This is a genomic window from Streptomyces zaomyceticus (genome assembly GCF_014656215.1).
GTDB classification, from domain to species: Bacteria; Actinomycetota; Actinomycetes; order Streptomycetales; family Streptomycetaceae; genus Streptomyces; species Streptomyces zaomyceticus.
Genome location: NZ_BNBZ01000002.1, coordinates 515742 through 538913, shown reverse-complemented (window position 1 = coordinate 538913; position 23172 = coordinate 515742). Strand labels below are relative to the sequence as shown.

The following is a 23172-nucleotide window of genomic DNA, read 5'->3' as shown; positions in this document are numbered from 1 at the left end:
GGCGTGGGTCGCGTGCCCCGGCTGCGACGACGCCCGCGACTGCGGGACCTGTCTTGAGCGCCGAAACTGCCGCAGCCACTGGCGCTATCTGATCGGGAACAACGGACCCCGGGTCCACCTGCAGTGCCCGAACTGCACCCACACGTGGACCCTCGACACCTCCCGTGAGCGACACGGCCGCCGGGCCTGAGCTCAGCAGATCCGCGGCAGCTGCTCTCCGAGCGGCATGTCCACGACGCGGGTGCCACCGAGTCCGGTACGAGCCACCACCATGCCCGGATGCGTTTCGACCGCCTCGCCGATCACCGCTGCCTCGGTACCCGACGGGTGGGCGCGCATCGCGGCGAGTACGGCGTCCGCGTGCTCTCGCGGGACGAAGGCCACGAGCTTCCCCTCGTTCGCCACGTACATGGGGTCGAGTCCGAGGACCGCGCAGGCGTTGGCGACCGCTTCGGGGACCGGAACGGCCCGCTCCTGGATGACGACACCCGTGCCCGAAGCCGCCGCGATCTCGTTCAGTGAGGCGGCCAGGCCCCCGCGCGTGGGGTCGCGCAGCACGTGCAGGTCCCGCGTGACGGCGAGCATCGCATCGACGAGGCCGCCGAGAGGCGCGCAGTCGCTGGTGATCTCGACACCGAATTCGAGGCCCTCCCGCACGCTCATGATCGCCACGCCGTGCATACCGATCGGGCCGCTCACGATCACCACGTCCCCGGGCACCACCCGTTGCGGCCGCAGGTCGACTCCGTCGGGGATCAGCCCCACCCCCGAGGTGTTGATGTAGATGCCGTCGCCGTGGCCGGCCTCCACCACCTTGGTGTCACCGGTGACGACCTGGACGCCTGCCACGCGCGCCGCCGCGCCGAGGGCCTGGGCGACGCGGGCGACCACATGGGTCTCGACGCCTTCCTCCAGGATGAACCCGCAGGAGAGGTGGCTTGCCCGGGCGCCGCTCATGGCGAGGTCGTTCACGGTGCCGTTGACGGCGAGGTCGCCGATGCTGCCGCCGGGGAAGAACAGGGGGCGCACCACGAAGGAGTCCGTGGAGAACGCCAGACGGGCGCCGCCGACGCGGATCTCGGCCGCGTCGGAGGTGTGTGCGAGGGCCGGGCCGCCGTAGGCGGGCGCGAAGATGTGCTCGATCAGCTCGGCGGACAGTACGCCTCCGCCCCCGTGGCCCATGACGATGCGTGATGGGTCGCGCAGGGGCGCCGGGCAGGTCCAGCCGAGCATGTCGGGTGCGGGTTGTGCGGCGTCGACCGCCGGCGTGGTGCTGACGGTGTCAGGCAAGGGAGCTGCCCTCCAAGGAAACGGTGGCCGGAGACGGGGTTTCGGAGGCGGCCACCCCGGCCGCCGTGGGGGGCCGCTGCCCCGGGGTTCCCGCGTCGAGCCGCCGGTAGAGGTAGTACGCGGCGCAGGCGCCCTCGCTGGACACCATCGTGGCGCCGAGCGGGGAGCGGGGTGTGCAGGTGGTGCCGAACGCCTCGCACTCGTTCGGTTTCAGCAGGCCCTGGAGGACTTCGCCGCTGCGGCACTCGGCGGGCTCGCGGGTGTCGATGCCCTCGACGGAGAAGCGGTGCTCGGCGTCGTGCTCACGGTAGCGATCGGACAGGCGCCAGCCGCTGTCCGGGATGACACCGATGCCGCGCCAGGCCCGGTCGGTGATCTCGAAGACATCGCTCAGCATCGCCTGCGCCGCCGGATTGCCCTCGGCCGTCACGGCGCGCTGATAGGCGTTCTCGACCGTGTGCTCGCCCCGTTCCAGCTGGAGCACGGTCCTGCGCACGCCTTCCAGGATGTCCAGCGGCTCGAAACCGGTGACCACGATCGGCACCTGGTGGCGTTGTGCGAGCTCGGGGTACTCGGCCGTGCCCATCACGCTGCAGACGTGGCCGGCCGCGAGGAAACCCTGGACGCGGCAGTCGGGGGACCGCATGATCGCGTCGATCGCCGGGGGGACCCGGACGTGGGACACGAGGAGACTGAAGTTTCGGATGTTCCGCTTGCGCGCCTGATGGACCGTCATCGCGTTGGGGGGCGCCGTGGTCTCGAATCCGATGCCGAAGAAGACCACCTCCCGGTCCGGGTTCTGCTCGGCGATCCGCAACGCGTCCAGCGGGGAGTAGACCACCCTGACGTCGCCGCCCTGTCCACGGACCTGGAACAGGTCGCGGCCCGTGCCGGGGACGCGAAGCATGTCGCCGAACGAGCAGAAGACCACCCCCGGCCGGGAGGCGATCTCCAGGGCCTTGTCGATCATCTCCAGCGGAGTGACGCAGACCGGACAGCCCGGGCCGTGGATCAGCTCGATCTCGGGTGGCAGGAGCTGGTCGATGCCGTGCCGGATGATGCTGTGGGTCTGTCCGCCGCACACCTCCATCAGGGCCCAGGGGCGGGTCACCGTCGCCCGGATGTCGTCGAGCAGCCGACGTGCCAGGTCAGGGTTCTGGAACTCGTCGATGTACTTCACGGGCGTACCTCTCCGGGGACGTCGTCCTGCGTCTGCCACTCGCTCACCGCGGCCTCGGCGGCCTCCCACGGGTCTCCGAACTCCTCCTGGAGCAGGCCGAGGGTCTCGAACAGCTCCAGCGTCCGTTTGGCCGAGTCCTCGTCGAGTTTCTGGAGGGCGAATCCCACGTGCACGATGGCGTACTCGCCGGGTTTCAGGTCCGGCAGGTACTCCAGGCACACCTCCTTGACCACACCTCCGAAGTCGACCGTGGCCATCCGGGTGCCGTCCCGGTCCTCGACGTCCAGCACTCTTCCGGGTACCGCCAGGCACATGGGTGTCTCCTCACTGTCGCTCTCGTCGCGGCGTCGCGGGGGATCGGTTCGTCGTCCGGGCGGCCACGACGAGTTGGCCGAGGGCCAGACCGCCGTCGTTCGGCGGGATCAGGCGGTGGCGCAGCACGGTGAAGCCGTCCTCCCGCAGTCCTTCGGCACAGGCCGAGGAGAGCAGCGTGTTGGCGAACACTCCCCCGGTCAGGGCGACGCTCTCCGTGCCGGTCTCGCCGCGGGCGGCGGCGCAGACCGTGCGCACCAGTCGGGCCACGGCGTGGTGGAACCGCGCCGCGACGACGTCTGCCGGGGTCCCGTCCAGCACGTCGGCGACCACGGCCGTCAGGAGGAGCCCGGGGTCTGCGGTGAGCGGGGCGCCGGACTGCGGCGAGCCGAGCCGGAAGACATAGCGGTCGTCCTCCGCCACGCCGGGTGCGCGCAGAGCCGCGGCCTCCAGCTCGATCGCGGCCTGCGCCTCGTATCCCGCGTGGTGGCAGATTCCCGCGAGGGAGGAGACGGCGTCGAACAGGCGCCCCATGCTCGACGTGGGAACGCAGTTCAGCTCGCGCTCCAACTGTCTTTCCAGCAGAGGCAGTTCTTCGGGCTCGCAGGCTCGTGCGCAGGGCAGCGCGCGGTCGACGTCAAGGCCCGCGGCCCGCAGATGGGCCAGCGCCATGCGGTAGGGCCGTCGTACGGCCGCGTCGCCACCCGGCAGGGGTACGTAGGAGAGGTGGGCGAACCGCTCGAACCCGGCGTAGTTCGCGAGCAGGAACTCACCGCCCCACACGGCGCCGTCGAGACCGTAGCCGGTGCCGTCGAAGGCGACGCCGATCACGGGATCCGTGCCGTCGAGGCCGTTCTCGGCCATGGCCGCCGCGACGTGCGCGTGGTGATGCTGCACGGGGACGACGGGCCGTCCCGAAGCGTGTGCGCGGGCCCAGCGAGTGGACCGGTAGGCGGGGTGGCGGTCGGCGGCGATCAGTTCGGGGCGTACCCCCGTGACGGACTCCAGCTGCCGTTCGGCGGCGGCGAGGGCGAGCTGGGTGGCGAGGTCGTCCATGTCGCCGATGTGGGCGGAGAGCCAGGCCTGGCGTCCGTCGCCGAGGCAGAAGGTGTTCTTCAGGTCGCCTCCGACGGCGAGGGCGGGGGCGACCTCCACGGGCAGCGCGACCGGCAGCGGCGCATAGCCCCGGGAGCGGCGCAGCGTCAGCTGCTCGCCGTCGCAGACGCGGACGACGGAGTCGTCGCAGGGGACATGGATCGGCCGGTCGTGCAGGAGCCAGGCGTCCGCCAGGCCGGTGAGTCTGGTCAGTGCCTCCCCGTCGTCCGTGACGATGGGCTCGCCCGCGAGATTGCCGCTGGTCATCACGAGGAGCCGGGGCCCTTGCCCGTCCGCCCCGCCGAGGCCGAGAAGGAGATGGTGCACGGGGGTGTACGGGAGCATGAAGCCGAGGTCCGGGCTGCCCGGCGCCACCGCCCGCGCCGGCGCGGCCCCGTGGCGCGGGCGGGCGTCGTCGCGACGGCGCAGCAGGACGACGGGGCGGGCGCCGCTGGTGAGGAGTTCGCGTTCGAGCGTGCCAAGGTGCACGAGGGGCTCGATGTCGGCGAGGTCCGCGGTCATCATCGCGAACGGTTTGTCACCGCGCGCCTTGCGGCGGCGCAGTTCGGCCACCGCTTCGGGGTTCGTCGCGTCGCAGGCCAGGTGATAGCCGCCGAGGCCTTTGACCGCGAGGATCCCGCCGGAGGCGAGCATCCTGCGCGCGGCGGCGACCGGGTCGGCACCGGGTGCGCGACCGGGGTCGGCCCAGCCGGAGTCGAGGGTCGGATCGGAACCGTCGGGGGCGGGGCGGCCGGGCGCCGTGACCAGCCGCAGCCGGGGGCCGCAGCGGGGGCAGGCGACGGGCTGCGCGTGGAAGCGCCGGTCGGCGGGGTCCTCGTACTCCCGGGCACAGTCCGGACACATCGGGAAGCCGGCCATGGTCGTGTGGACCCGGTCGTAGGGCAGTCCCGTGACGATCGTGAACCGCGGGCCGCAGTTGGTGCAGGTGATGAAGGGGTGCAGGTATCGCCGGTCGGCCGGGTCTGCGAGCTCCGCGAGGCAGTCGTCGCAGGTGGCGGTGTCCGGTGGGACGAGGGTGCGGACGGCGTCGCCCCGGCGGGAGGGCACGATCGTGAATCCGTTGCCGCCGCTCGCGGTCACCTCGGCCGCCTCGACCGACTCCACCCTGGCCAGGGGTGGGGCGTCGGGCGCGAGGCGGGCGCAGAAGGACGCGACGTCCGCGGGGTCTCCTTCGACCTCCGCGACGACTCCGTCCGCCGTGTTGGTGACGTGGCCCGACAGGCGCAGCCCGGTGGCGAGGGCGTAGACGAAGGGCCGGAAGCCCACGCCCTGCACGACACCGCGGACGACCACACGGCTGCGCCGCGGGGCCATGGCGGGGGCGGGTCCGGGCCGTGCCGTGGTCACGCGCCGGCCTGGGCCATCACCGGGGTGTGGACACGGTTGCCCTCGGCCGTCGCGAGGGCCCGGTCGAGGAGCGCGCCGGCTCCCTCGCCGTCGCGCACCGAGCTGAGGACGACCTCGACGCCGGGGTTGACCTGCTGCACGTTGGCGCGGAACGCCGTCTCGTCGAACTCCGCGGCCTCGGCCATGTCGGTCTTGGTGACGATCACCAGCTGGGCGAGACCGAAAGCGGTGGGGTACTTGAGCGGCTTGTCCTCCCCCTCGGTGACCGAAGCGAGCACGACGCGGAGGGACTCCCCGAGGTCGTAGCCGGCGGGGCAGACGAGGTTGCCGACGTTCTCGACGAACAGCAGCCGGGTGGACTCCGGCAGCCAGTCGTGCAGGTGCCGGGCGACCATGTCGGCCTCCAGATGGCAGAGGCCGTCGGTGAGCACCTGCTTGACGGGGACGCCCGAGCGGGCAAGGCGGCGGGCGTCGTTCTCGGTGGCGAGGTCGGCGGTGAGCGCGGCGGCGCTGACGCCCCGTTCGCCGGCGAGGCGCAGTTCCCGTTCGAGGAGGGCGGTCTTACCGCTGCCGGGGCTGGAGAGCAGGTTGATCACGGTGGTGCCGCGGGCGTTCAGCTCGGTGCGCAGGATGTGTGCCGCGGCCTCGTTCTTGGCGAGGACTGCGCGCTGGAGATCGACGGCTCGGCACATGCTCAGCTCTCCTCGGTGATCGGTTGGCGATGTTCCTCGCGCGGCGCCCCCGGGTCGGCCCAGCGGACCTCCCGGATCTGGAGTTCGCGGCCGGTGACGAGTCCGTCGGCTGCGGCGCCGCAGCCGGGGCAGAGCAGCCGGGGCGGCATGCCGACCGCCCAGTCCTCGGCGCACGCCGCGCAGCGCGCGGTGCCCGGGACGGTACGGGTGATCAGCTCGGCGCCCTCGACGACGGTTCCGGCGCAGGCGAGTTCGAAGCAGAAGGCGAGGGCGTCGGCGACGACGCCGGCCAGTTCGCCCACGTCCAGTTCGATGCTGCGGACACCGACGACCCCACGGGCCTTCGCCGCGGTCTCGACCTGGTCGACGACGGCGACCGCGAGGGACATCTCGTGCATCGGTCTCCGTCCTGGGCGCGGGGGTGGGTCTCGGGCGCCATTAGAGAACGGGGGGTGACGGGCCGACGCCCGGCGCGCCGGACCGGACGGATGTGTCGTCCGTTCGGTTCAGCCGGGCGCCGGGCGGGCGAGGGGTCACATCCTGCTGATGCGCAGGTAGCGCCGGACGTCGGGAAGGACTCCGACCACGACGGCCAGGGCGGCCAGGGCGGCGAGGGCGGCGGCTGCGGCGCCGAGGACGTTCCTGTGCATGGTGCTCTCCGTTTCGGTCTTCATACGACGACTTCCTGGCGGACCAGTTCGGTCACCATGCGCACGGCCTCGGGAACGGCCGCGGCGACCTGCGGGCTGAGCCCGATGCCCTCGTCGAGGCAGGCCGGTTCGCAGCCGACGACGAGGATCCGCCGTGGCGGCGCGGCTCCCGTTCCCGCGCACAGGGTGTCGAGCAGGGCGAGGACGGCGTCGGGCGTCATCCGGTGGCCGTCGAGCGGCGCGGGCTCGGTACCGTCGGCTCGGTCGCCGGCCGTCGAGGCGTCGATCAGATAGAGCGTCCCCGGTGCACCGCCGCGGGCCGTGACGTCGACGAGGACGAGGGTGTCCCAGCCGTCGAGGAGTTCGTAGGCGAGGTGGACGCCCCGGACGCCGACGTCGGCCAGCTCGACGGAGGCGGGGAGTTCCTCGCGGGTGAGTCTTCGCAGGGTCTCCACGCCGAAGCCGTCGTCGCCGAGGAAGATGTTGCCCACCCCGGCCACGAGGGTGCGGGCCGTACCGGGCTCTCCGGCCTCGGGCGCCGGGTCGTTCACACGTCCTCCAGGGCTTCGACCTCGTCGGGCTGGAAGTAGAGGAACCGGCCCTGTTCGCGGCGGATGTCGGCGCCCGGGTCGTCCTCCACGGTGACCGCGATGTGGACTCCTCCGTCGACGTCGTGGAGGACCGCCTCGACGATGGCGCTGCGCCCGTCGAGGAACAGGTCCTGGGCGTCCGTGCGGCGGAGCCGGGGGCGCAGGACGACCCTGCTGCCCGCGCGGACGGCACGTCCGTCGACGAGGACATGGTCGTTGCCCGGATCGACGCCGGTGTCGCCGCCCGGGTCCCACCAGGGCGTCTCCGGTTCGAGGATGTTGCCGTTCGGCTTCGGGGTCCCGGTGACGCTCTGGAGGCTCCGGACCGCTCCGTGCAGACGTTCGAGGACTTCGGGGGGCATGGTGTCCGCCAGTTCGATCACCGCCGCCGCGCGGGCGTCGGTCCCTCTGGCCTCGCGCTTCTCCTCGTCGGTGAGGGCCGCCGTGCGCAGGGCGAGGATCTCGTCGATCTCGGTCGCGTCGTAGAGGGCTCCGGGGCTCTCGGGCGCGATGGCCGGATGGTCCTCCAGGATGATCGGCGAGGAGAGCATCAGGTCGTCCCGGCCGGGTTCGCCGGCGAGTACGGGCCAGGTGTGCAGGTTGCGGCAGGCGGCGACGGCGCCCCTGGCCCATTCCGGCGGATCGGTCATCGACACGAACGCACCGCCGTCGAGGCGGAGCAGGGTGTGGGTGGCGACCAGGGAGTACGGCAGCGCCGCGTGACGGTCGGTGTCCGGCTCGGCGGTCCAGGAGCTGGTGTTCTCGACCGTGACCGAGAGGCGCTCGACACGGTACGGGCCGTCGAGTTCCGCCGCCGAGATCCGTACGGCGCCGCTGATCTCCTCGCGGCGGCGTACGAGTCGGCCGAGGACGCGTCCGTCGGCGTCGGTGACCTCCTCGGTCTCCTCGGCGGCGGGGCGGGTGAAGGGCAGGGCGAGGCCGTCGCCCCGCAGTTCGGCGACGGGGACGACGAGGGTGACGCGCTCCTCGACGCCCTCGTCCCAGGCCACCAGGACCCGGTCGGGCAGGCGGAGTTCGCCGGTCGGAGCGAAGGTCCCGTCTCCGCGGAGTTCCTCGACGGCACGCCGCTGGGCGCGCAGGAATCGGACCTCCACGGCGAGTTCGGCGCCGGTCCTGGGCTCCATGAGGCACTCGGTGAGCTGGAAGTCGTGCTCCTCGGCGGCGGCGCCCCAGGACGGCGGGACCAGGACCCCGAACTGCCAGCGGAGCCGGTTCTTCGCGGCGGACGCACGGTACGGGTAGAGGACGTACCCCTCGAAGAGGACGGCGTCGGCGACGTGCCGTGCGACGGCGAATCGGGCCTCGGTGCCGGCGGTGAATGCGACGGTGGTCATGCTGTCCTCTCCCCCGCCTCTTCGAGCAGGGACTCGACGGTGGCCTCCCACGACGGGAGGGCCCGGCGTGAGCGGTAGGCGAGCAGGGCGTCCATCGCGTCGCCCGGGAGCCGGATCCAACCGCAGCCGGGGAAGTGCTGGTCGATCATCTCGCGCCACACCTTCACGGGCATGCGGTGGGAGACCTCCTTGTCCCAGGGAACGGGCTCGACGTGGAACCCGCCGGCGCCGGTGAACGCGGTGCCGGAGAAGAGCAGGAGCAGCGGCACGTCACCGTCGGAGAGCGCCCGGAAGTACCTGGACGCGGCGATGTCGGTGTCGTAGGTGCACGGCACGACGAGGTCGGTCTCGACCTCGCCGGTGAAGCCGGGCACCATGACGGAGGCCTGGGCGAACTGCACCGGGTTGAGGCTGCTGCCCCACCGGGAGCGTTCGCCGAAGAGGTCGCCCAGCGCTGCGGCCTCGTGGTCGTCGTAGCCGCGTCGGGCCGGTTCGATGCGGATCTGGCAGCGCAGGGCCATGGCGTGGACCCGGGTGCCGCCGGTGGCGCTGATCCTCAGCCGGAACACGAGCGTGGGTCCGGCCGCGTAGGGATCGGCGCGGACGTCGGTGCAGCCGAAGGAGAACTCGGTCACGGCCGGCTCTCCTGCGGCTCGCGTGCCAGGCCGCGTACGTGGGTGAAGAGGGCGTCGAGGTCGGCCCGCGCCTCCGCACCCCCGTCGAATCCCTGCCAATGCAGTCGCATGCGGCCCACCAGTTCGTAGCAGAGGTCGATCGGTACGAGGAAGCACTCGGTGCGGCCCTCGTGGCGGCGGAGCAACAGGGCCTCCACGTCGGGTTCGAGGTGGACGGCCAGCCGGGTGGCGTCGAGGACGGACTGCCAGGCGTCCTCCTCCAGCTCGCTCTCGGTGGCGCCGGCGGGGCTCGGGTAGAGCGCCACCGGGCGGTCGAGGGCGGAGTTGCGGAAGAAGAACGCGACGGAGACCGGGATCCGCAGCGACTCCCATGCCTGGTCGTCGATCCGGTGCCCCGGGTCGCTCAGGAAACGGCCGGGTACCGTCCGGAAGCGGCCGGGGGAGGCGGCGGAGCGGTCCATCAGCTGGGCGCACGGGCCGCATGCGCAGACGAGCGCCCGCTTGTCCGTGTCGACGAGGTGCGGGTGACGCGCCCCGGCCGCGAGTGCCGTCCCACACAGTTCGCACCGTTCCTCGCGGGGCGGACGCGGGGTGGTGAACCGGCGCAGGCCCGTGGGCCGCGGGGGCCGCACGGCGCCGTTCGGCGGCCCGTTCACAGGGCCGCCGACGAGCGGCCGTCCGCGCCCGCGAGGGACGGACGGGTGCCGATCTGGAGCAGTGCCGGTTCGCGCGGGGCGCCGGACTCCAGCTCCACGCCGGTGACTTCGGGGGCGAAGCAGGCGAGGGCGTCCACGGCCGCCTGCCGGATGGATTCCTGGGTGCCGGAGCAGCCGCAGCCGGTCGAGGCGGTGACCCGCAGCCGCAGCACGCCCGTCGCCGCGTCGAACCCGGCATTCTCGACGGGCTGCGACAGGGCGGACAGGGAGCGGTCGATACGGGTCGGCACGTCCTCGGGATGCAGTCCGTGCAGATTCAGCAGGCTCGCGACAAGTTCGTCCGCGAGCAGCGGGCCCAGCCGCTCGGCGGACGGCCCGGCGGCGGGACTTCCGAGGAGCTCGACCACGCGGGCGATGCCACTGCCGTAGAACTCCATGAGGACGCGTACGACTTCCTCCGCGGCCGCGCAGGCCGCGGCGTCTCCGCTCTCGGCCAGTCGGTCCAGGACTTCCTCGACGCGTCGGCCCGCCTCTTCGGCGGTGGTCGTGCTCATCCGGCCAGACCGCTCAGGCCGGTGGGCACGTGCATCTGCTTCACGGTCCTGCCGTTGCCCGTGTACATGTGGACGCCGCACGGCAGACAGGGGTCGAAGCTGCGCACGGCGCGCATGATGTCGATGCCCTTGAAGTTCTCGGGCGTGTTCTCCTCGAAGATCGGTGTGTTCTGCACCGCGTCCTCGTACGGGCCGGGGGTCCCGAACGTGTCCCGTGTGGAGGCGTTCCACGGCGTCGGCGGATAGGGGTGGTAGTTGGCGATCTTGCCGTCCCTGATGACCATGTGGTGCGAGAGGACACCCCGTACGGCCTCGGTGAAGCCGACGCCGATGGACTCGTCCGGCACTTCGAACTTCTCCCACGTCTGCGTGCGTCCGGCGCGGACCTCCTCCAGGCCCTTCTCGGCGCAGTGCAGGGCGACGGCGGCCGCGTACGCCTGGAAGTAGGTCCGGGCGCGGTTGCGCTCCAGGGCGTTGCTCCACTTCGGGATCTTCCACTCGAAGGTGGTCTCCGGCTTGGTCATCGTCCGGGGGAGGTTGATGACGACGCTGTGCCCGGTGGCCTTGATGTAGCCGATGTCGACGAGGCCGGAGAGCGCGGTGGACCACAGGCGCGCGAGGGGGCCGCCCCCGGTGTCCAGTGCCAGGTGGTCCTTGCCGTCGAACCAGCGTGGGGACATGACCCAGCTGTACTTGTCGTCGAAGTTCCGCTTCTGCGGGGCAGGGATCGTGTGCTGGTTCCACGGATGGCGCGGGTCGACCGGGTTGCCCAGCGGATCGTGGGTGACGAACTGTTCCTGCCCCTCCCAGTCCTCGTAGTACGAGCTGCCGAGCAGGATGCGGATGCCGAGGTTGATCTCGGTGAGGTCGTTGGTCACCAGCTTGCCGTCGACGACGACTCCGGGGGTGACGAACATCCGCCGGCCCCAGTCGCTCATGTTGGCGTAGGTGAAGTCGCAGTGCTCGGGGTCGTTGAGAGCACCCCAGCAGCCGAGCAGCACACGGCGGCGACCGACCTCCTCGTAGCCGGGCAGTGCCTCGTAGAAGAAGTCGAAGAGGTCGTCGTGGAGCGGGACGACCCGCTTCATGAACTCCACGTACCGCATGAGGCGGCTCATGTAGTCGGTGAACAACTGCACGGACGCGACTGTGCCGACACCGCCGGGGTAGAGGGTGGAGGGGTGGACGTGCCGCCCCTCCATGAGACAGAACATCTCCCGGGTGTAGCGGCTGACCTGGAGCGCCTCTCGGTAGAACTCCCCTTCGAGGGGGTTGAGGGAGCGCATGATGTCCGCGATCGTGCGGTAGCCGTGCTCGGCGGCGTGCGGCGCCTCGGTGCGCTCGGCCAGTTCCAGGACGCCGGGGTTGGTCTCGCGGACCATCTTCTCGCAGTAGTCGACCCCCACCAGGTTCTCCTGGAAGATGTTGTGGTCGAACATGTACTCCGCGGACTCGCCGAGGTTGATGATCCACTCACCGAGGTGCGGGGGCTTCACGCCGTACGCCATGTTCTGCGCGTACACGGAGCAGGTCGCGTGGTTGTCACCGCAGATGCCGCAGATACGGCTGGTGATGAAGTGCGCGTCGCGGGGGTCCTTGCCCCGCATGAAGACGCTGTAGCCGCGGAAGACGGAGGACGTGCTGTAGCACTCCGCGACGCGCTTCTGCTTGAAATCGATCTTCGTGTGGATGCCGAGGCTGCCCACGATCCGGGTGATGGGGTCCCAGGCCATCTCCACAAGGCCGGAGCCGTCACCCGTCGTCTTCGCCGGAGATGCCATGGTTGCTGTGGTGCCCTTCGTCAACTCTTCGACTTCGCGAACAGTGGGATGGATGGGGGGTCCTGTGGAGGTGGTACGAGGGCGGTCACGGTCACCAGGGCGGCCGGTAGCCGGTGGTGATGCGTTCGCCGGTGTGCCGCCACTTCGGCTCCTTGTCCACGGTCTTGGCCGTGATGGTCCGCAGACGGCGGATCACGGAGCCGTACACGCCGCTGGCGGTGCTGGAGACCTTGCCGCCGGGAGGCTCGTCCATGAACGGCATGAACTTGTCCGGGAATCCGGGCATCGTGCACGCGATGCAGATGCCGCCGACGTTCGGACAGCCGCCGATGCCGTTCATCCAGCCGCGCTTGGGGACGTTGCACTTGACGACCGGGCCCCAGCAGCCGAGCTTGACCAGGCACTTGGGTGAGTCGTACGTCGAGGCGAACTGGCCCTGCTCGTAGTAGCCGGCCCGGTCGCAGCCCTCGTGCACGGTCGCCCCGAACAGCCAGGTCGGGCGGAGCTTGTCGTCCAGCGGGATCATGGGCGCGGAGCCGACCGCCTGATAGAGCAGGTAGGTCAGCGTCTCCGCGAAGTTGTCCGGCTGGATGGGGCAGCCGGGCACGCACACGATGGGGATGCCGGCATGCGACTTCCAGTCCCAGCCGAGGTAGTCCGGGAGACCCATCGCACCGGTCGGGTTCCCCGCCATGGCGTGGATGCCGCCGTACGTGGCGCAGGTGCCGATCGCGACCACGGCGAGGGCCTTGGGTGCCAGCCGGTCGATCCACTCGCTGGTCGTGATGGGCTGACCGGTCTCCGGGTTGTCGCCGAAGCCGCTCCAGTAGCCCTCCTGCTTGATGGCCTCGTTCGGGATGGACCCCTCGACGACCAGCACGAACGGGTCGATCTCGCCCCGCTCCCCCTTGAAGAACCACTCGATGAACGTGTCGGCGCCGCCCACCGGACCGCACTCGAAGTCGATCAGCGGCCAGTGGACCGCGATCCTGGGCAGCCCGGGCAGCCCCGCGAGGGCGATCTCCTCGATGCTGGGCTGCATGGCGGCGGTCAGGGCCACCGAGTCGCCGTCGCAGCTCAGACCCGCGTTGATCCAGAGGATGTGGATCGGCTTCTCTTCGCTGCCGGGTGCGGCACCCTGGTCCTGGACCGGGGCCGGCTCTGCTGCGCTCATGGGTCGCCTCCTGAGGAGGGGTGGGGCGAGGGCCTCATGTCAGGCCTGGGTCTTGCTCAACAGTCGGCCGATCTGTCCCCGCCCGCATCCGGGCCGTCCGGGAGCTCCGCTCCGGGGTCTCCTTCCGGACGAAGGCCCGACGCAGTGCGTGATAGCTCGCGGCGGGATCGTCGAAGATCGACCGCATCCGGGAGAGCTCCTGTTCACGGTGGGCCGCAAGGGGAACGACGGACTCCAGGCGCTCGTGCTCCGCCTTCTTCGCCGCGATCCGCGGCTGAAGCCCGCTACGGGATGCCGCGCGAAGGGCCAATCGGGTGATCTCGGCGGTGAACTCCCCGGGCCCGCAGTCGACCACCCGGTCGATCAGGCCCATGTCGAGCGATGCCGCGGCGGACACCGGTCGCGCCTCTTCGGTGAGGCGCGCGGCCAGGGCCTCGCCCACCTTTCCGGGCAGGGTGCGGGTCCAGTACTCCGATCCGTACAGACCCATGCGACGGTAGTGCGGATTGAGCACCGCCCCCGAACGGCACCAGACCTCGTCGGCGGCGAGGGCGAGCATCACCCCGCCGGCGGCGGCGTTGCCGCCGATCGCGCTCACGACCAGCCGGTCGGTCGTGGTGAGAACCGCCTCGACCAGGTCGTTCATGGCATTGATGTTGGCCCAGGACTCTGCGGCGGGGTCGGCGGAGGCCTCGATGACGTTCAGATGGATGCCGTTGGAGAAGAAGTCGCGCTGCCCGCCGAGTACCAGGACGGAAGTGGGACGCCCGCGGGCGGTCTCGTACGCCTCCAGCAGGCGGCGACACTGGTCGGTGCTCATCGCCCCGCCGGGGAACGCGAAGGACAGAACGCCGACCGGTCCCTGCTCGCGGTAGCGGATGTCGGACCAGGTCCTGCGGCCCGGTGCCGGGTCGGCGGGCGCCGGCAGTTCGGGGAGCTCCGGCAGCCGGCCGGCGAGGGCCAGGGTGGCGGGGAGCTTGCAGGCACGCGGCCCGCCACGGCCGGTGCGGGCACGGAGCTCGGGGATCCAGACCGCCCCGTCCACGGTGGCACGGCAGACCGCGCCCGCCCGGGTCGCAAGCAGGGCACCGGGCCGACCGTGCAGACCGTCCTCCGCGTGACCGCCGTGCAGGAACCACTCGGCGCCGAGCAGCCGGTCCCGCACACCGGGCTGCGAGTCGGCGGCCCGCAGGGTGCGCAGCACGGTCTCGGTGGTGTCCTCGCCCCACGAGATCCGACGCTCCTCCTGGCGGAGTGCGGGACGGGCGCGGATCTCTCCGGTCTGCGGGCGCGGTGTCGCCCCGGCGGCGACCCTCTCGACGGCGAGCAGTACGGCGGCCACGGCGGCGTCGGACAGCTCGTTGCGGTACAGATCGCTCTTGCCGACCTCCGGGACGCGGAAGGCGGCGGTCGCCCAGACGTCCCCCGCGTCCATCTCCTCGTCGGCCTGGAGGACGGTGACGCCCCACTCCTCGACCCCGTCGTGGATCGCGTGGTCGAGCGAGGACGGGCCGCGGTCGCCCACGGGCCCCGGGTGCACGATGAGACAACGGTGCGCCGTCCACACATCACGGGGCACGACAGCCTTCAGCAGGGGGGCCACGACCAGGTCGGGCGCATGGCGCGCCACGGCCTCGCGCACGGCGGCCCCGTCGGGGGTGACCTCGACGGGAACGGTGTGCCCGCGGTCGCCCAGCTCGACCTGGACGCGCTGGGTGAGGCTGTTGAAGCTGCTGGCGACGAGCAGGACGCGCATGGGACGGACCCTCCGGGTTGCAGTGGATGGAACGGCCCTGGAAGGGCCGTCCACCGACCGCCTGCGATCCTCGGACACCGCAGGCCGGGGAAAGGGCAACGGGGCCCTCACCTCACCCGTTAGAGGCGCGCGTCCGACCGGTTGGCGGCCATCCCGGCGGAGCGACACCCAGGTCTGGGGGGAGACCCATGGACGGATGGCCGAGACCTCTCCGACGACCCCGTACTCCTCGACGAGGACCGTCACATGACCTCACCAGCGAAAACGCCGCCATGAACAGGGTGAGGCCGGGGAGAGCGAAGCCGCTTCGGGGGCGCGCTGGGCCGCCATCCGCTTCGCACCCACGCCGGTGGGGCACGACGAGGTTCACGGGCGTCGATGGACAGGGGGACTCACCGCGCGGCCACGCCGTCCCCGGCGGGTCGCCCCGGGTCGGTTCGGGGGACGTCAATCCGGCCCACCGAAGTTCTTCACCCGGTACGTCGACACGTGGACGAAGGGTCCTGAGCACTCGAGGGCGTGCCATGCCCGCACACGTCCGTGCCCGGCGACTTCTGGCCGGCCGTCACGCCCGATCGCCACCACCGTCTCTCGGCTACCTTCTGCGATCGGACCACTCGATCGTCACCCTGCGTAAGGAACTTCATGTCCGCACCAAGCGGGGCTGCCACGTCCGAAGTCGCGGTCCGGCTGCTCGACGGATTCGCTGTGCAGCGCAGCGCCCGCGATGTCGCGCTGCCGCCGAGCGGCCAGCGGCTCGTCGCCTATCTCGCCTTGAGGACCGGCGCCAATCGGACGGCGGCCGCGGCCGCCCTGTGGCCGGAGACTCCCGAAGAGAAGTCACAGGCCAGTCTGCGGACCGCCGTGTGGAGGGTGAACCGGGCCGTTCCCGGTCTGGTGGTCGCCCAGGGAACGCGGGTCGGCCTGGCGCAGGACACGGCCGTCGACAACCGGGAGTTCACCGACCGCATCAGGTGCATGCTGCGACCGCCCGCCGCGCACCGGCCGCCCCCCGTGGACGAGGACGGATACACCTGGCTGCTCAACGGTGAACTGCTGCCGGGGTGGTACGACGACTGGGTGCTGCTCGAACAGGAGCGCACACGCCAACTCCGGCTGCACGCCCTGGAGGCGGGCGCCTACCGGATGACCGCGCAGGGCCGCCACGCGGGGGCCCTGGAACTGGCCTTCGAGGCCGTACGTCTCGAACCTCTCCGGGAGAGCGCCACCAGAGCGGTCATCGCCGTGCACCTGTCGGAGGGAAACGCCGTCGACGCCGTACGGCACTACGAATGGTTCCGCAGACTGCTCGCCGACGAGCTGGGACTGCCGCCCTCCGCCCAGCTGACCGCGCTCACCCGCGGTGGCATCCCGGTCCCGGCGTCGCCGCCCGTGATGGACAAGTGACGCCACGGTGACAGCGACGGGATAGACCACAGGAGCAAGAGACGACCTGGCGGAGGGAAAGCAGATGCCGGTGCAATTGTCATACCCCGGCGTGTACGTGGAAGAGCTGTCGAGCGGCGTACGCACGATCACCGGTGTCCCCACCTCGGTCACCGCGTTCATCGGCCGCGCCCTGCGCGGCCCGCTCCACAAGCCCGTGACCCTGAACTCGTTCGCCGACTTCGAGCGTGCCTTCGGCGGCCTCTGGCAGGAGAGCCATCTCGGCTACTCCGTGCGCGACTTCTTCCAGCAGGGCGGCGGCACCGCCCTCGTCGTACGCGTCCACGCCGGTGCCACCAGCGACACCGCCACCCTCGCGCTCGGCGCGGACGACAGCCGGCTGGGGCTCAAGGCGGCCTCGCCCGGCGCGTGGGGCTCGGAGCTGGAGGCGAAGGTCGACAAGGACGTCAGGCCGAACGCCGACGGCACACAGGACCCGACGCTGTTCAACCTGACGGTCACCGACACGGCGACCGGGACGGTGGAGGTCTTCCGCAACGTCTCCTTCGCCACGGACGCCGCCCGCCGCGTGGACATCGTCCTCGCGGCGGAATCCACGCTGGTCCGGGTCGACGGAGCGCTCCCCACCCAGCCGCAGTCCTCTGCCTCGGTCGAGGACAAGGCCCCCGACGGGGGCAACGACGGCGATCCGGCGATCACCGCGGTGGACATCACCACCGGCGCGAACTTCCAGGCGGACAAGAGGGGCCTCTACGCCCTGGAGCACGCCGACCTGTTCAACCTGCTCGTCATCCCGCCCTACTCGGGCACCGGCGACCTGGGCGACCGCGATGTCGAGTCCGTGGTCGTCACGGAGGCCATCCGGTACGCCACGGATCGGCGCGCCGTCGTGATCCTCGACCCGCCCCGGTCGTGGGCGACGGTGGACGCGGCGAAGGCCGCCGCGGACGGCACGTTCACCAGCAGCAGGAACGCCGCGGTGTACTTCCCCCACGTACGGCAGCCGGATCCGCTCCGCGACAACCAGGTCATGCGCTTCGCGCCGTCCGGAGCCGTCGCCGGGGCCATCGCCCGCACCGACGCGAACCGAGGAGTGTGGAAGGCCCCGGCCGGTCTCGACGCCACCCTGGGGGGTGTCACCGAGCTGGCACTGCCGCTGACCGAAGGCGAGATCGGGCGGCTCAACCCGGTCGGAGTGAACTGCCTCCGGGTGGCGCCCGGCGCCGGGCACGTGGTCTGGGGTGCCCGCACGCGCAACGGCTCGGACCGGATCGCCTCGGAGTGGAAGTACCTGCCGGTACGCCGCACCGCCCTGTTCATCGAGGAGAGCCTCTTCCGGGGCATCCAGTGGGCGGTGTTCGAACCGAACGACGAGCCGCTGTGGGCACAACTCCGGCTCAACATCGGAGCGTTCCTCAACAACCTCTTCCGGCAGGGCGCGTTCCAGGGCAAGACCCCACGGGACGCGTACTTCGTGAAGTGCGACGCGACGACGACCACGCAGACCGACATCAACCTCGGCGTCGTCAACATCCTCGTCGGATTCGCGCCCCTCAAGCCCGCCGAGTTCGTCGTCCTCCGGCTGCAGCAGATCGCCGGCCAGATCCCCGCCTAGGAGGCGATCCCATGGCACAGTTCAGCGTCAACGCCCAGCGCTTCGACCCGTACAAGAACTTCAAGTTCCGGGTGAAATGGGACGGTCGCTACGTGGCCGGTGTGAGCAAGGTGAGCGCTCTCAAGCGCACCACCGAGGTCGTCGAGCACCGCGACGGCGCCGACCCGTCCACCGCCCGCAAGTCACCCGGCCGCACGAAATACGAGGCGATCACCCTCACCCGCGGTGTCACCCACGACGTCGAGTTCGAGCAGTGGGCCAACAAGGTCTGGAACTTCGGCTCGGGGCTCGGCGCGGAGGTCTCCCTGAAGGACTTCCGCAAGGACCTGATCATCGAGCTGTACAACGAGGCGGGGCAACTGGTGCTCGCCTACAAGGTGTTCCGCGCCTGGGTGTCCGAGTTCCAGTCCCTGCCCGAACTCGACGCCAACGCCAACGCCGTGGCCATCCAGACCCTGAAGCTCGAGAACGAGGGCTGGGAGCGCGACCTCGACGTGGTCGAGCCGCCGGAGCCGTCGTTCGTCGAACCGTAGGAGGGGACGTGCGCGTACTTCCGGCGGGAGAGGTGCTGCGGCTGTGGGACGAGTGCCAGGACGCGTCACCGGACGGGCGGGCCCTCGCCCTGGCGGCCGCGGTGGACGGCGGCATCGGCTCCGCCGAGCTCGCCGACCGGCCCGTCGGGCGGGTCACGGCGCTGCTGCTGCGGCTGCGGACCGCGCTGGCCGGCCCTGAGATGTCCGCCGTGGTCACCTGCCCCGACTGCGGACAGGCCGTGGAGTTCCAGGCGGCGACCGGCCCGCTGCTCGCTCTGGAGGACAAGGTCGTCGACTCCCCGCCGCCCCTCCTCCACGGCGGGCACGAGGTGACCTGGCGCTCTCCCTCCTACGGAGATCTCCTCGCGGTCGCCGAGCAGCCCGGGGCGGCGGACCCGGACCGGGGCGCCGCGCTGCTGCTCGACCGATGCGTGCTGCGCGTACGCCATGAGGAGGGCACGGCTCCGGTGACCGCCGCCGATCTGCCGGAAGCGGTCCGCGAGGCGCTGTCCGAGGCGATGTCCACCGCGGACCCGCTGGCCGATGTGCTCGTCGACCTCCGCTGTCCCGACTGCGGGTCGGAGTTCACCGCCGGCTTCGACGCCGCCGCGTTCGTCTGGGCCGAGGTCGAGTCCCGGGCTCGGCACCTCCTGCTCGACATCGACGCGCTCGCCCGTTCGTACGGCTGGTCCGAGAGCGACGTCCTGGCGTTGAGCGAGCCACGCCGAGCCGCCTATCTCCGCATCGTCACGGGGGAACTGCCATGACCGATCTGCTGCGCAGGCTCGCCGCCCGCGCGTACGGACCCACCCGGTACCCGTCCACGCGGCCGCTGCTGCCGTCCCGTTCCGCCCTGGAGCGGATCCCCTTCGACCGCCCGAAGTCATCGGGCCGGGAGGACACCGCCGATGGCGCACCGGACGAGAGCGCGGCCCCGGCTCAGGGCACCGGCAGCCACGACCGGGAGACCGGGAAGAGACGACAGGAGGAAAGGACCGTGACCGTGACGCCTATGCCCCCGGCGCCTCTCGTGCGGCCCGCGCGCGGTGCCGTACCCGCCGTGACGCCCCCCGCCGATCCCGTCGCCCCACGGAAGGCACGGCACGACATCGACGTGTCCTTCGAGCGGCAGAGCACCACGCGGCACCACGGAACCCCGGCCGCCGTTCCGCGCGCGACCGCGCCCGCCCCGCCCAGGGTCGAACCGGCCGCGCGGCCCTCCGCCGGACCCGTCGGAGTCACGCCGTCCGCATCCGTGGAGCCCGGGCCCCGCCCGGACCGCCGGTCCCTGGCGCCCCGGCGCGAGACCACGCAGCCGACGATCCGGCGCCGGGAGCCGCTTCAGGTGCCCGTCGTGGTCCCCCTGCCGGGCCCCGTGCCGGTGCCCCTCACCCTTGCCTCCCGCGCCGTCGAATCCTCGGCCCTCACCGTCGCGGAGGACGCCGGACCCGTCGTCACCATCAGCATCGGCAGGGTCGAGATCCGCGCCGTACCCCCGGCCGGACCGGCGGTCGGTGCCCGCGAGCCCACTGGTTCCTCCGGGGCGGGGGCGGCCGAAACCCCGTCGCTCTCCCTCGGGGAGTTCCTCCGTGGTGCGGGGGGTGCGCGATGACCGCCGGTCGGCCGCGGGTGCGGATCGTCGTGGAAGAGCTCGTCCTGCGCGGCCTGACGCCTGGGCAGGCCGCGTCCGTGGTGACCGGTCTCGAGCGGACCCTGGGCGTCCTCGCCGCCGGCGCCGACCCGGCCGGTCTCACCGGCGGCGCCCTTCCCGTGGCGCGCCCCCGTACCTCCCGTACACCGGCGCCGAGTGCCGCCGCGCTGGGGGCGCAGGCCGCCCGGGCCGTCTGGGCGGCCGTCGGAGGTGTCCGGTGATCTCACCCCGTGTCGTCAAGGGCGGCATCGTCGAGGTCGACGTCACCTCGGGCCGCACCCTGCGGACGATCGCGCTCCAGTACAACCCGGACGCCCTCACCCGTACGGTCGCCGTGCAGGCCTCGGGCGGTGACGTGGGGCAGGCGCTACGGCTGAAGGGGGTCGCCGTCGAGACTCTGCGGCTGGAGGCCGAGATCGACGCGACGGACCGGCTGGAGTTCCCCGCCGAGAACGCCGCCACGGTCGAGTTCGGCATCCATCCGCAGCTGGCCGCCCTGGAGCTGCTCGTCAACCCCCGGGCGAGGACGCTGGTGGACAACGACGCGCTGGCCGCCAGGGGTGTGCTGGAGGTCCTGCCGATGGAGACTCCGCTGACGCTGTTCGTGTGGAGCAGACAGCGGGTCGTCCCCGTCCGCCTCACCGAGCTGTCGATCGCCGAAGAGGCGTTCGACACCGCGCTCAACCCGATCCGGGCCAAGGTCACCCTCGGGATGCGCGTGCTGACCGTCGACGACCTCGGCTTCGGCCACCGCGGCGGCGCGCTGTTCATGGGCCACCTCCGCAACAAGGAGGCTCTGGCCGCACGGGCCGGTTCGGCTGCCCTGTCCGCGCTGGGACTGGAGGTGATCTGAGTGCCCGACCCGTTGCAGGCACTCCTCGCGGCCGGAGCCGTGCCCACGGTCTCCCTGCCGCCGACCAGCCGTTACGCCGCCGTCGGCGTCACGGCCCACGTCCGCCCACCCGGCCCGGGCGAGGAACCGGCGCCCCCCGTCCCGTACTTCCGGCGCAGACTCTGCCCGCCCGTGGAACGCTTCGCGCTGCTGCACGAGTACGCGACCGTGGAGGGCGACCGCCGGGACCTTGTCGCCGCGAGTCTCCTGGGCGACGCGGAGCTCTGGTGGCGGCTGGCCGACGCCAACGGAGTGATCGATCCCGCGCGGATGACGCTGCCCCCGGGACGTCGGCTGCGGATCACGCTGCCCGAGGCCGTGCCCGGAGCCGGCGATGCGTGACCTGCCTCCCGGCCCGGTCCGGCTCCAGCTCTTCCTCGGCCCCGCCGTGCCCGTGGCCGCGCCGAAGTTCGTCCTCGACGCCCTGACCGGCCTCAAGGTGGAGTCCGGCTCGGGGGACGCGCAGAGCGGGTTCGAGCTGACGTTCTCGGTCTCCAAGGACTCCCCGGTCCAGGCGTTCTTCCCCATCTCCGTACCGGTGTTCCGCTGCGTCGTCGCGGTCACGGTCCGGGGCGTCACCGAAGTCCTCGTCGACGGGGTGGTCACCCACCAGGACATGACCGCCGCCGGTCCGACGTCCGTGCTGCACGTGAAGGGGAAGGACCTCACGTACGTCATGGACCTGGTGCCCTTCGACGGACTGCCCTTTCCGGCGATATCGCCCGCGGTGCGCGCTCTCGTGCTGTTGTCGAAGTACGCGGCGCTGGGTTGCGCGCCGGTCGTGATCCCGAGCCTGCTGGAGGACGTTCCGATCCCCCTCGACCGGATCCCCTCCCAGCAGGGCACCGACTACGCCTATCTCACGGCCCTCGCCAAGGAGGTCGGCCATGTGTTCTACATCGATCCCGGTCCGGTGCCGGGGGTGAGCAAGGCGTACTGGGGGCCGGAGATCCGCCTCGGAGCGCCTCAGCCCGCGCTGAACATCGGTCTCGACGGCGCCCACGACAACGTCGCGACCCTCAACTTCACCTTCGACAAGGAGAAGAGGGAACTTCCCATCGTCGCGATCCAGGAACGCCTGAGCAAGGCCCCGGTGAACCTGCCCATCCCCGACATCGCCCCGATCAGGCCGCCACTGGGCCTTGTGCCGCCCCTCCCGCCGAAGCTGCACCACATGAACGACACCGCCAAACTCAGTCCGCTCGCCGCCGTCATGAAGGGCATCGCGTACGCGGCCGAACACTCCGACGCCGTGTTCGCCTCCGGCACGCTCGACGTCGCGAAGTACGGCCATGTGCTGCGCTCCCGCAGGCTGGTGGGCGTACGGGGCGCGGGGCCGGCCTTCGACGGGCTCTACTACGTCACCCGCGTCACGCACGACATCAAGCGCGGCGCGTACACGCAGACGTTCTCCCTCGCCCGCAACGGTGTCGTCTCGACCGTCCCGGCGGTGCCGGTATGACCAAGACGCGGACCACCGCCGTCACCGGTTACCTGGGCAAGTACCGCGGGACGGTCGTCAACAACATCGACCCGGAACGGCGGGGCCGGATCCAGGCCCTGGTGCCCGACGTGTCGTCGATCCCGTCCACGTGGGCCCTGCCCTGTCTGCCGCTCGCCGGCATCAACACCGGCGTCTTCACGGTGCCCCCGATCGGCTCCGGCGTGTGGATCGAGTACGAGCAGGGCGACACCGACCACCCCGTGTGGGTCGGTGGCTTCTGGGGCAGCACGGCCGAAGTCCCCCTGCTGTCCCACACGGTGCCGCCCGGGGTCGCCGGCATCACCCTCCAGACCACACTGAAGAACGGCCTCGTGATCAGCGACGCGCCGGGGCCCACGGGAGGCATCCTGATCACCACCGCGACCGGAGCGATGATCTCGGTCAGCGACGTCGGCATCGTCATCAGCAACGGCAAGGGCGCGACGATCTCGCTGACCGGACCGACCACCGACATCAACCTCGGCGCGCTGACGGTGATGTGA

Annotated in this window: 25 protein-coding genes; 10 read left to right on the top strand and 15 right to left on the bottom strand. The window is 71.5% G+C overall.

Features of this window, described 5'->3' with window-relative positions:
* Positions 1–192: 192 nt before the first annotated feature.
* From hypE to IE311_RS04970, 15 genes are all read right to left on the bottom strand, one after another.
* A complete protein-coding gene (gene hypE, locus IE311_RS05040) occupies positions 193–1233 on the bottom strand; it encodes a hydrogenase expression/formation protein HypE (RefSeq protein ID WP_189830350.1) in 1041 nt (346 codons plus the stop codon).
* 49 nt (positions 1234–1282) lie between these two features.
* Entirely contained in the window at positions 1283–2470 is a 1188-nt protein-coding gene (gene hypD / locus IE311_RS05035; RefSeq protein WP_189830299.1) for a hydrogenase formation protein HypD, read from the bottom strand.
* The gene (locus IE311_RS05030; RefSeq protein WP_189830298.1) at positions 2467–2784 is read right to left on the bottom strand and encodes a HypC/HybG/HupF family hydrogenase formation chaperone; all 318 of its coding nucleotides are present in this window, start codon (positions 2782–2784) and stop codon (positions 2467–2469) included. Before IE311_RS05030 ends, hypD begins: the two co-directional genes overlap by 4 nt.
* Positions 2785–2794: 10 nt before the next feature.
* Complete coding sequence (gene hypF / locus IE311_RS05025; RefSeq protein ID WP_189830349.1) at positions 2795–5212, bottom strand: carbamoyltransferase HypF; 2418 nt, start codon at positions 5210–5212, stop codon at positions 2795–2797.
* Between the two features lie 29 nt (positions 5213–5241).
* Positions 5242–5937 carry a hydrogenase nickel incorporation protein HypB gene (gene hypB, locus IE311_RS05020; RefSeq protein WP_189830297.1) on the bottom strand — a complete coding sequence of 232 codons (696 nt, stop codon included), beginning with the start codon at positions 5935–5937 and terminating at the stop codon, positions 5242–5244.
* Between the two features lie 2 nt (positions 5938–5939).
* The gene (locus IE311_RS05015) at positions 5940–6335 is read right to left on the bottom strand and encodes a hydrogenase maturation nickel metallochaperone HypA/HybF (protein WP_189830296.1); all 396 of its coding nucleotides are present in this window, start codon (positions 6333–6335) and stop codon (positions 5940–5942) included.
* A gap of 135 nt (positions 6336–6470) precedes the next feature.
* Positions 6471–6611 carry a DUF6893 family small protein gene (locus tag IE311_RS05010; RefSeq protein WP_189830295.1) on the bottom strand — a complete coding sequence of 47 codons (141 nt, stop codon included), beginning with the start codon at positions 6609–6611 and terminating at the stop codon, positions 6471–6473.
* On the bottom strand, positions 6608–7138 hold the full coding sequence (locus IE311_RS05005; RefSeq protein ID WP_189830294.1) for a hydrogenase maturation protease: 531 nt from the start codon (positions 7136–7138) through the stop codon (positions 6608–6610). The genes IE311_RS05010 and IE311_RS05005 overlap by 4 nt, the downstream gene beginning before the upstream one ends.
* On the bottom strand, positions 7135–8532 hold the full coding sequence (locus IE311_RS05000) for a hypothetical protein (RefSeq protein WP_189830293.1): 1398 nt from the start codon (positions 8530–8532) through the stop codon (positions 7135–7137). Before IE311_RS05000 ends, IE311_RS05005 begins: the two co-directional genes overlap by 4 nt.
* The gene (locus IE311_RS04995) at positions 8529–9167 is read right to left on the bottom strand and encodes a DUF6084 family protein (protein ID WP_189830292.1); all 639 of its coding nucleotides are present in this window, start codon (positions 9165–9167) and stop codon (positions 8529–8531) included. The genes IE311_RS05000 and IE311_RS04995 overlap by 4 nt, the downstream gene beginning before the upstream one ends.
* Complete coding sequence (locus IE311_RS04990) at positions 9164–9823, bottom strand: DUF5947 family protein (RefSeq protein ID WP_189830291.1); 660 nt, start codon at positions 9821–9823, stop codon at positions 9164–9166. The genes IE311_RS04995 and IE311_RS04990 overlap by 4 nt, the downstream gene beginning before the upstream one ends.
* Complete coding sequence (locus tag IE311_RS04985) at positions 9820–10377, bottom strand: hypothetical protein (RefSeq protein WP_189830290.1); 558 nt, start codon at positions 10375–10377, stop codon at positions 9820–9822. The genes IE311_RS04990 and IE311_RS04985 overlap by 4 nt, the downstream gene beginning before the upstream one ends.
* Positions 10374–12158 (bottom strand): nickel-dependent hydrogenase large subunit, encoded by a 1785-nt coding sequence (locus IE311_RS04980; RefSeq protein ID WP_189830289.1) that lies wholly within the window; start codon positions 12156–12158, stop codon positions 10374–10376. Before IE311_RS04980 ends, IE311_RS04985 begins: the two co-directional genes overlap by 4 nt.
* A 91-nt stretch (positions 12159–12249) precedes the next feature.
* Positions 12250–13332 carry an NADH-quinone oxidoreductase subunit B family protein gene (locus IE311_RS04975; protein WP_189830288.1) on the bottom strand — a complete coding sequence of 361 codons (1083 nt, stop codon included), beginning with the start codon at positions 13330–13332 and terminating at the stop codon, positions 12250–12252.
* A 34-nt stretch (positions 13333–13366) separates the two neighbouring features.
* Positions 13367–15088, bottom strand: a complete 1722-nt coding sequence (locus IE311_RS04970) for a hydrogenase maturation protein (RefSeq protein WP_189830287.1) — start codon at positions 15086–15088, stop codon at positions 13367–13369.
* A gap of 645 nt (positions 15089–15733) precedes the next feature.
* Between IE311_RS04970 and IE311_RS04965 the strand changes: the two genes are divergently transcribed.
* From IE311_RS04965 to IE311_RS04920, 10 genes are all read left to right on the top strand, one after another.
* Positions 15734–16495, top strand: a complete 762-nt coding sequence (locus tag IE311_RS04965; protein ID WP_189830286.1) for an AfsR/SARP family transcriptional regulator — start codon at positions 15734–15736, stop codon at positions 16493–16495.
* A 70-nt stretch (positions 16496–16565) separates the two neighbouring features.
* A complete protein-coding gene (locus tag IE311_RS04960) occupies positions 16566–18110 on the top strand; it encodes a phage tail sheath family protein (protein WP_373313748.1) in 1545 nt (514 codons plus the stop codon).
* 11 nt (positions 18111–18121) lie between these two features.
* Entirely contained in the window at positions 18122–18643 is a 522-nt protein-coding gene (locus IE311_RS04955) for a phage tail protein (protein WP_189830284.1), read from the top strand.
* 8 nt (positions 18644–18651) lie between these two features.
* Complete coding sequence (locus tag IE311_RS04950) at positions 18652–19410, top strand: hypothetical protein (protein ID WP_189830283.1); 759 nt, start codon at positions 18652–18654, stop codon at positions 19408–19410.
* A complete protein-coding gene (locus tag IE311_RS04945; protein ID WP_189830282.1) occupies positions 19407–20255 on the top strand; it encodes a hypothetical protein in 849 nt (282 codons plus the stop codon). The genes IE311_RS04950 and IE311_RS04945 overlap by 4 nt, the downstream gene beginning before the upstream one ends.
* Complete coding sequence (locus IE311_RS04940; RefSeq protein WP_189830281.1) at positions 20252–20515, top strand: hypothetical protein; 264 nt, start codon at positions 20252–20254, stop codon at positions 20513–20515. The genes IE311_RS04945 and IE311_RS04940 overlap by 4 nt, the downstream gene beginning before the upstream one ends.
* A complete protein-coding gene (locus tag IE311_RS04935; RefSeq protein ID WP_189830280.1) occupies positions 20512–21147 on the top strand; it encodes a hypothetical protein in 636 nt (211 codons plus the stop codon). The genes IE311_RS04940 and IE311_RS04935 overlap by 4 nt, the downstream gene beginning before the upstream one ends.
* Complete coding sequence (locus tag IE311_RS04930; protein WP_189830279.1) at positions 21148–21528, top strand: LysM domain-containing protein; 381 nt, start codon at positions 21148–21150, stop codon at positions 21526–21528.
* Positions 21521–22648 (top strand): hypothetical protein, encoded by a 1128-nt coding sequence (locus IE311_RS04925; protein WP_189830278.1) that lies wholly within the window; start codon positions 21521–21523, stop codon positions 22646–22648. The genes IE311_RS04930 and IE311_RS04925 overlap by 8 nt, the downstream gene beginning before the upstream one ends.
* Positions 22645–23172 carry a phage baseplate assembly protein V gene (locus IE311_RS04920; RefSeq protein WP_189830277.1) on the top strand — a complete coding sequence of 176 codons (528 nt, stop codon included), beginning with the start codon at positions 22645–22647 and terminating at the stop codon, positions 23170–23172. The genes IE311_RS04925 and IE311_RS04920 overlap by 4 nt, the downstream gene beginning before the upstream one ends.

What these genes read in the sequence shown, in the direction of transcription:
- IE311_RS04940 (WP_189830281.1), top strand. Translation starts at nt 20,252, where the DNA reads ATGACCGCCGGTCGGCCGCGGGTGCGGATCGTCGTGGAAGAGCTCGTC.
- hypE (WP_189830350.1), bottom strand. Translation starts at nt 1,233, where the DNA reads ATGCTCGGCTGGACCTGCCCGGCGCCCCTGCGCGACCCATCACGCATC.
- IE311_RS04970 (WP_189830287.1), bottom strand. Translation starts at nt 15,088, where the DNA reads ATGCGCGTCCTGCTCGTCGCCAGCAGCTTCAACAGCCTCACCCAGCGC.
- hypB (WP_189830297.1), bottom strand. Translation starts at nt 5,937, where the DNA reads ATGTGCCGAGCCGTCGATCTCCAGCGCGCAGTCCTCGCCAAGAACGAG.
- IE311_RS05010 (WP_189830295.1), bottom strand. Translation starts at nt 6,611, where the DNA reads ATGAAGACCGAAACGGAGAGCACCATGCACAGGAACGTCCTCGGCGCC.
- IE311_RS04980 (WP_189830289.1), bottom strand. Translation starts at nt 12,158, where the DNA reads ATGGCATCTCCGGCGAAGACGACGGGTGACGGCTCCGGCCTTGTGGAG.
- hypF (WP_189830349.1), bottom strand. Translation starts at nt 5,212, where the DNA reads ATGGCCCCGCGGCGCAGCCGTGTGGTCGTCCGCGGTGTCGTGCAGGGC.
- IE311_RS04965 (WP_189830286.1), top strand. Translation starts at nt 15,734, where the DNA reads ATGTCCGCACCAAGCGGGGCTGCCACGTCCGAAGTCGCGGTCCGGCTG.
- IE311_RS05015 (WP_189830296.1), bottom strand. Translation starts at nt 6,335, where the DNA reads ATGCACGAGATGTCCCTCGCGGTCGCCGTCGTCGACCAGGTCGAGACC.
- IE311_RS04985 (WP_189830290.1), bottom strand. Translation starts at nt 10,377, where the DNA reads ATGAGCACGACCACCGCCGAAGAGGCGGGCCGACGCGTCGAGGAAGTC.
- IE311_RS05030 (WP_189830298.1), bottom strand. Translation starts at nt 2,784, where the DNA reads ATGTGCCTGGCGGTACCCGGAAGAGTGCTGGACGTCGAGGACCGGGAC.
- IE311_RS04945 (WP_189830282.1), top strand. Translation starts at nt 19,407, where the DNA reads ATGACCGATCTGCTGCGCAGGCTCGCCGCCCGCGCGTACGGACCCACC.
- IE311_RS04975 (WP_189830288.1), bottom strand. Translation starts at nt 13,332, where the DNA reads ATGAGCGCAGCAGAGCCGGCCCCGGTCCAGGACCAGGGTGCCGCACCC.
- IE311_RS04955 (WP_189830284.1), top strand. Translation starts at nt 18,122, where the DNA reads ATGGCACAGTTCAGCGTCAACGCCCAGCGCTTCGACCCGTACAAGAAC.
- IE311_RS05000 (WP_189830293.1), bottom strand. Translation starts at nt 8,532, where the DNA reads ATGACCACCGTCGCATTCACCGCCGGCACCGAGGCCCGATTCGCCGTC.
- IE311_RS04920 (WP_189830277.1), top strand. Translation starts at nt 22,645, where the DNA reads ATGACCAAGACGCGGACCACCGCCGTCACCGGTTACCTGGGCAAGTAC.
- IE311_RS04925 (WP_189830278.1), top strand. Translation starts at nt 21,521, where the DNA reads ATGCGTGACCTGCCTCCCGGCCCGGTCCGGCTCCAGCTCTTCCTCGGC.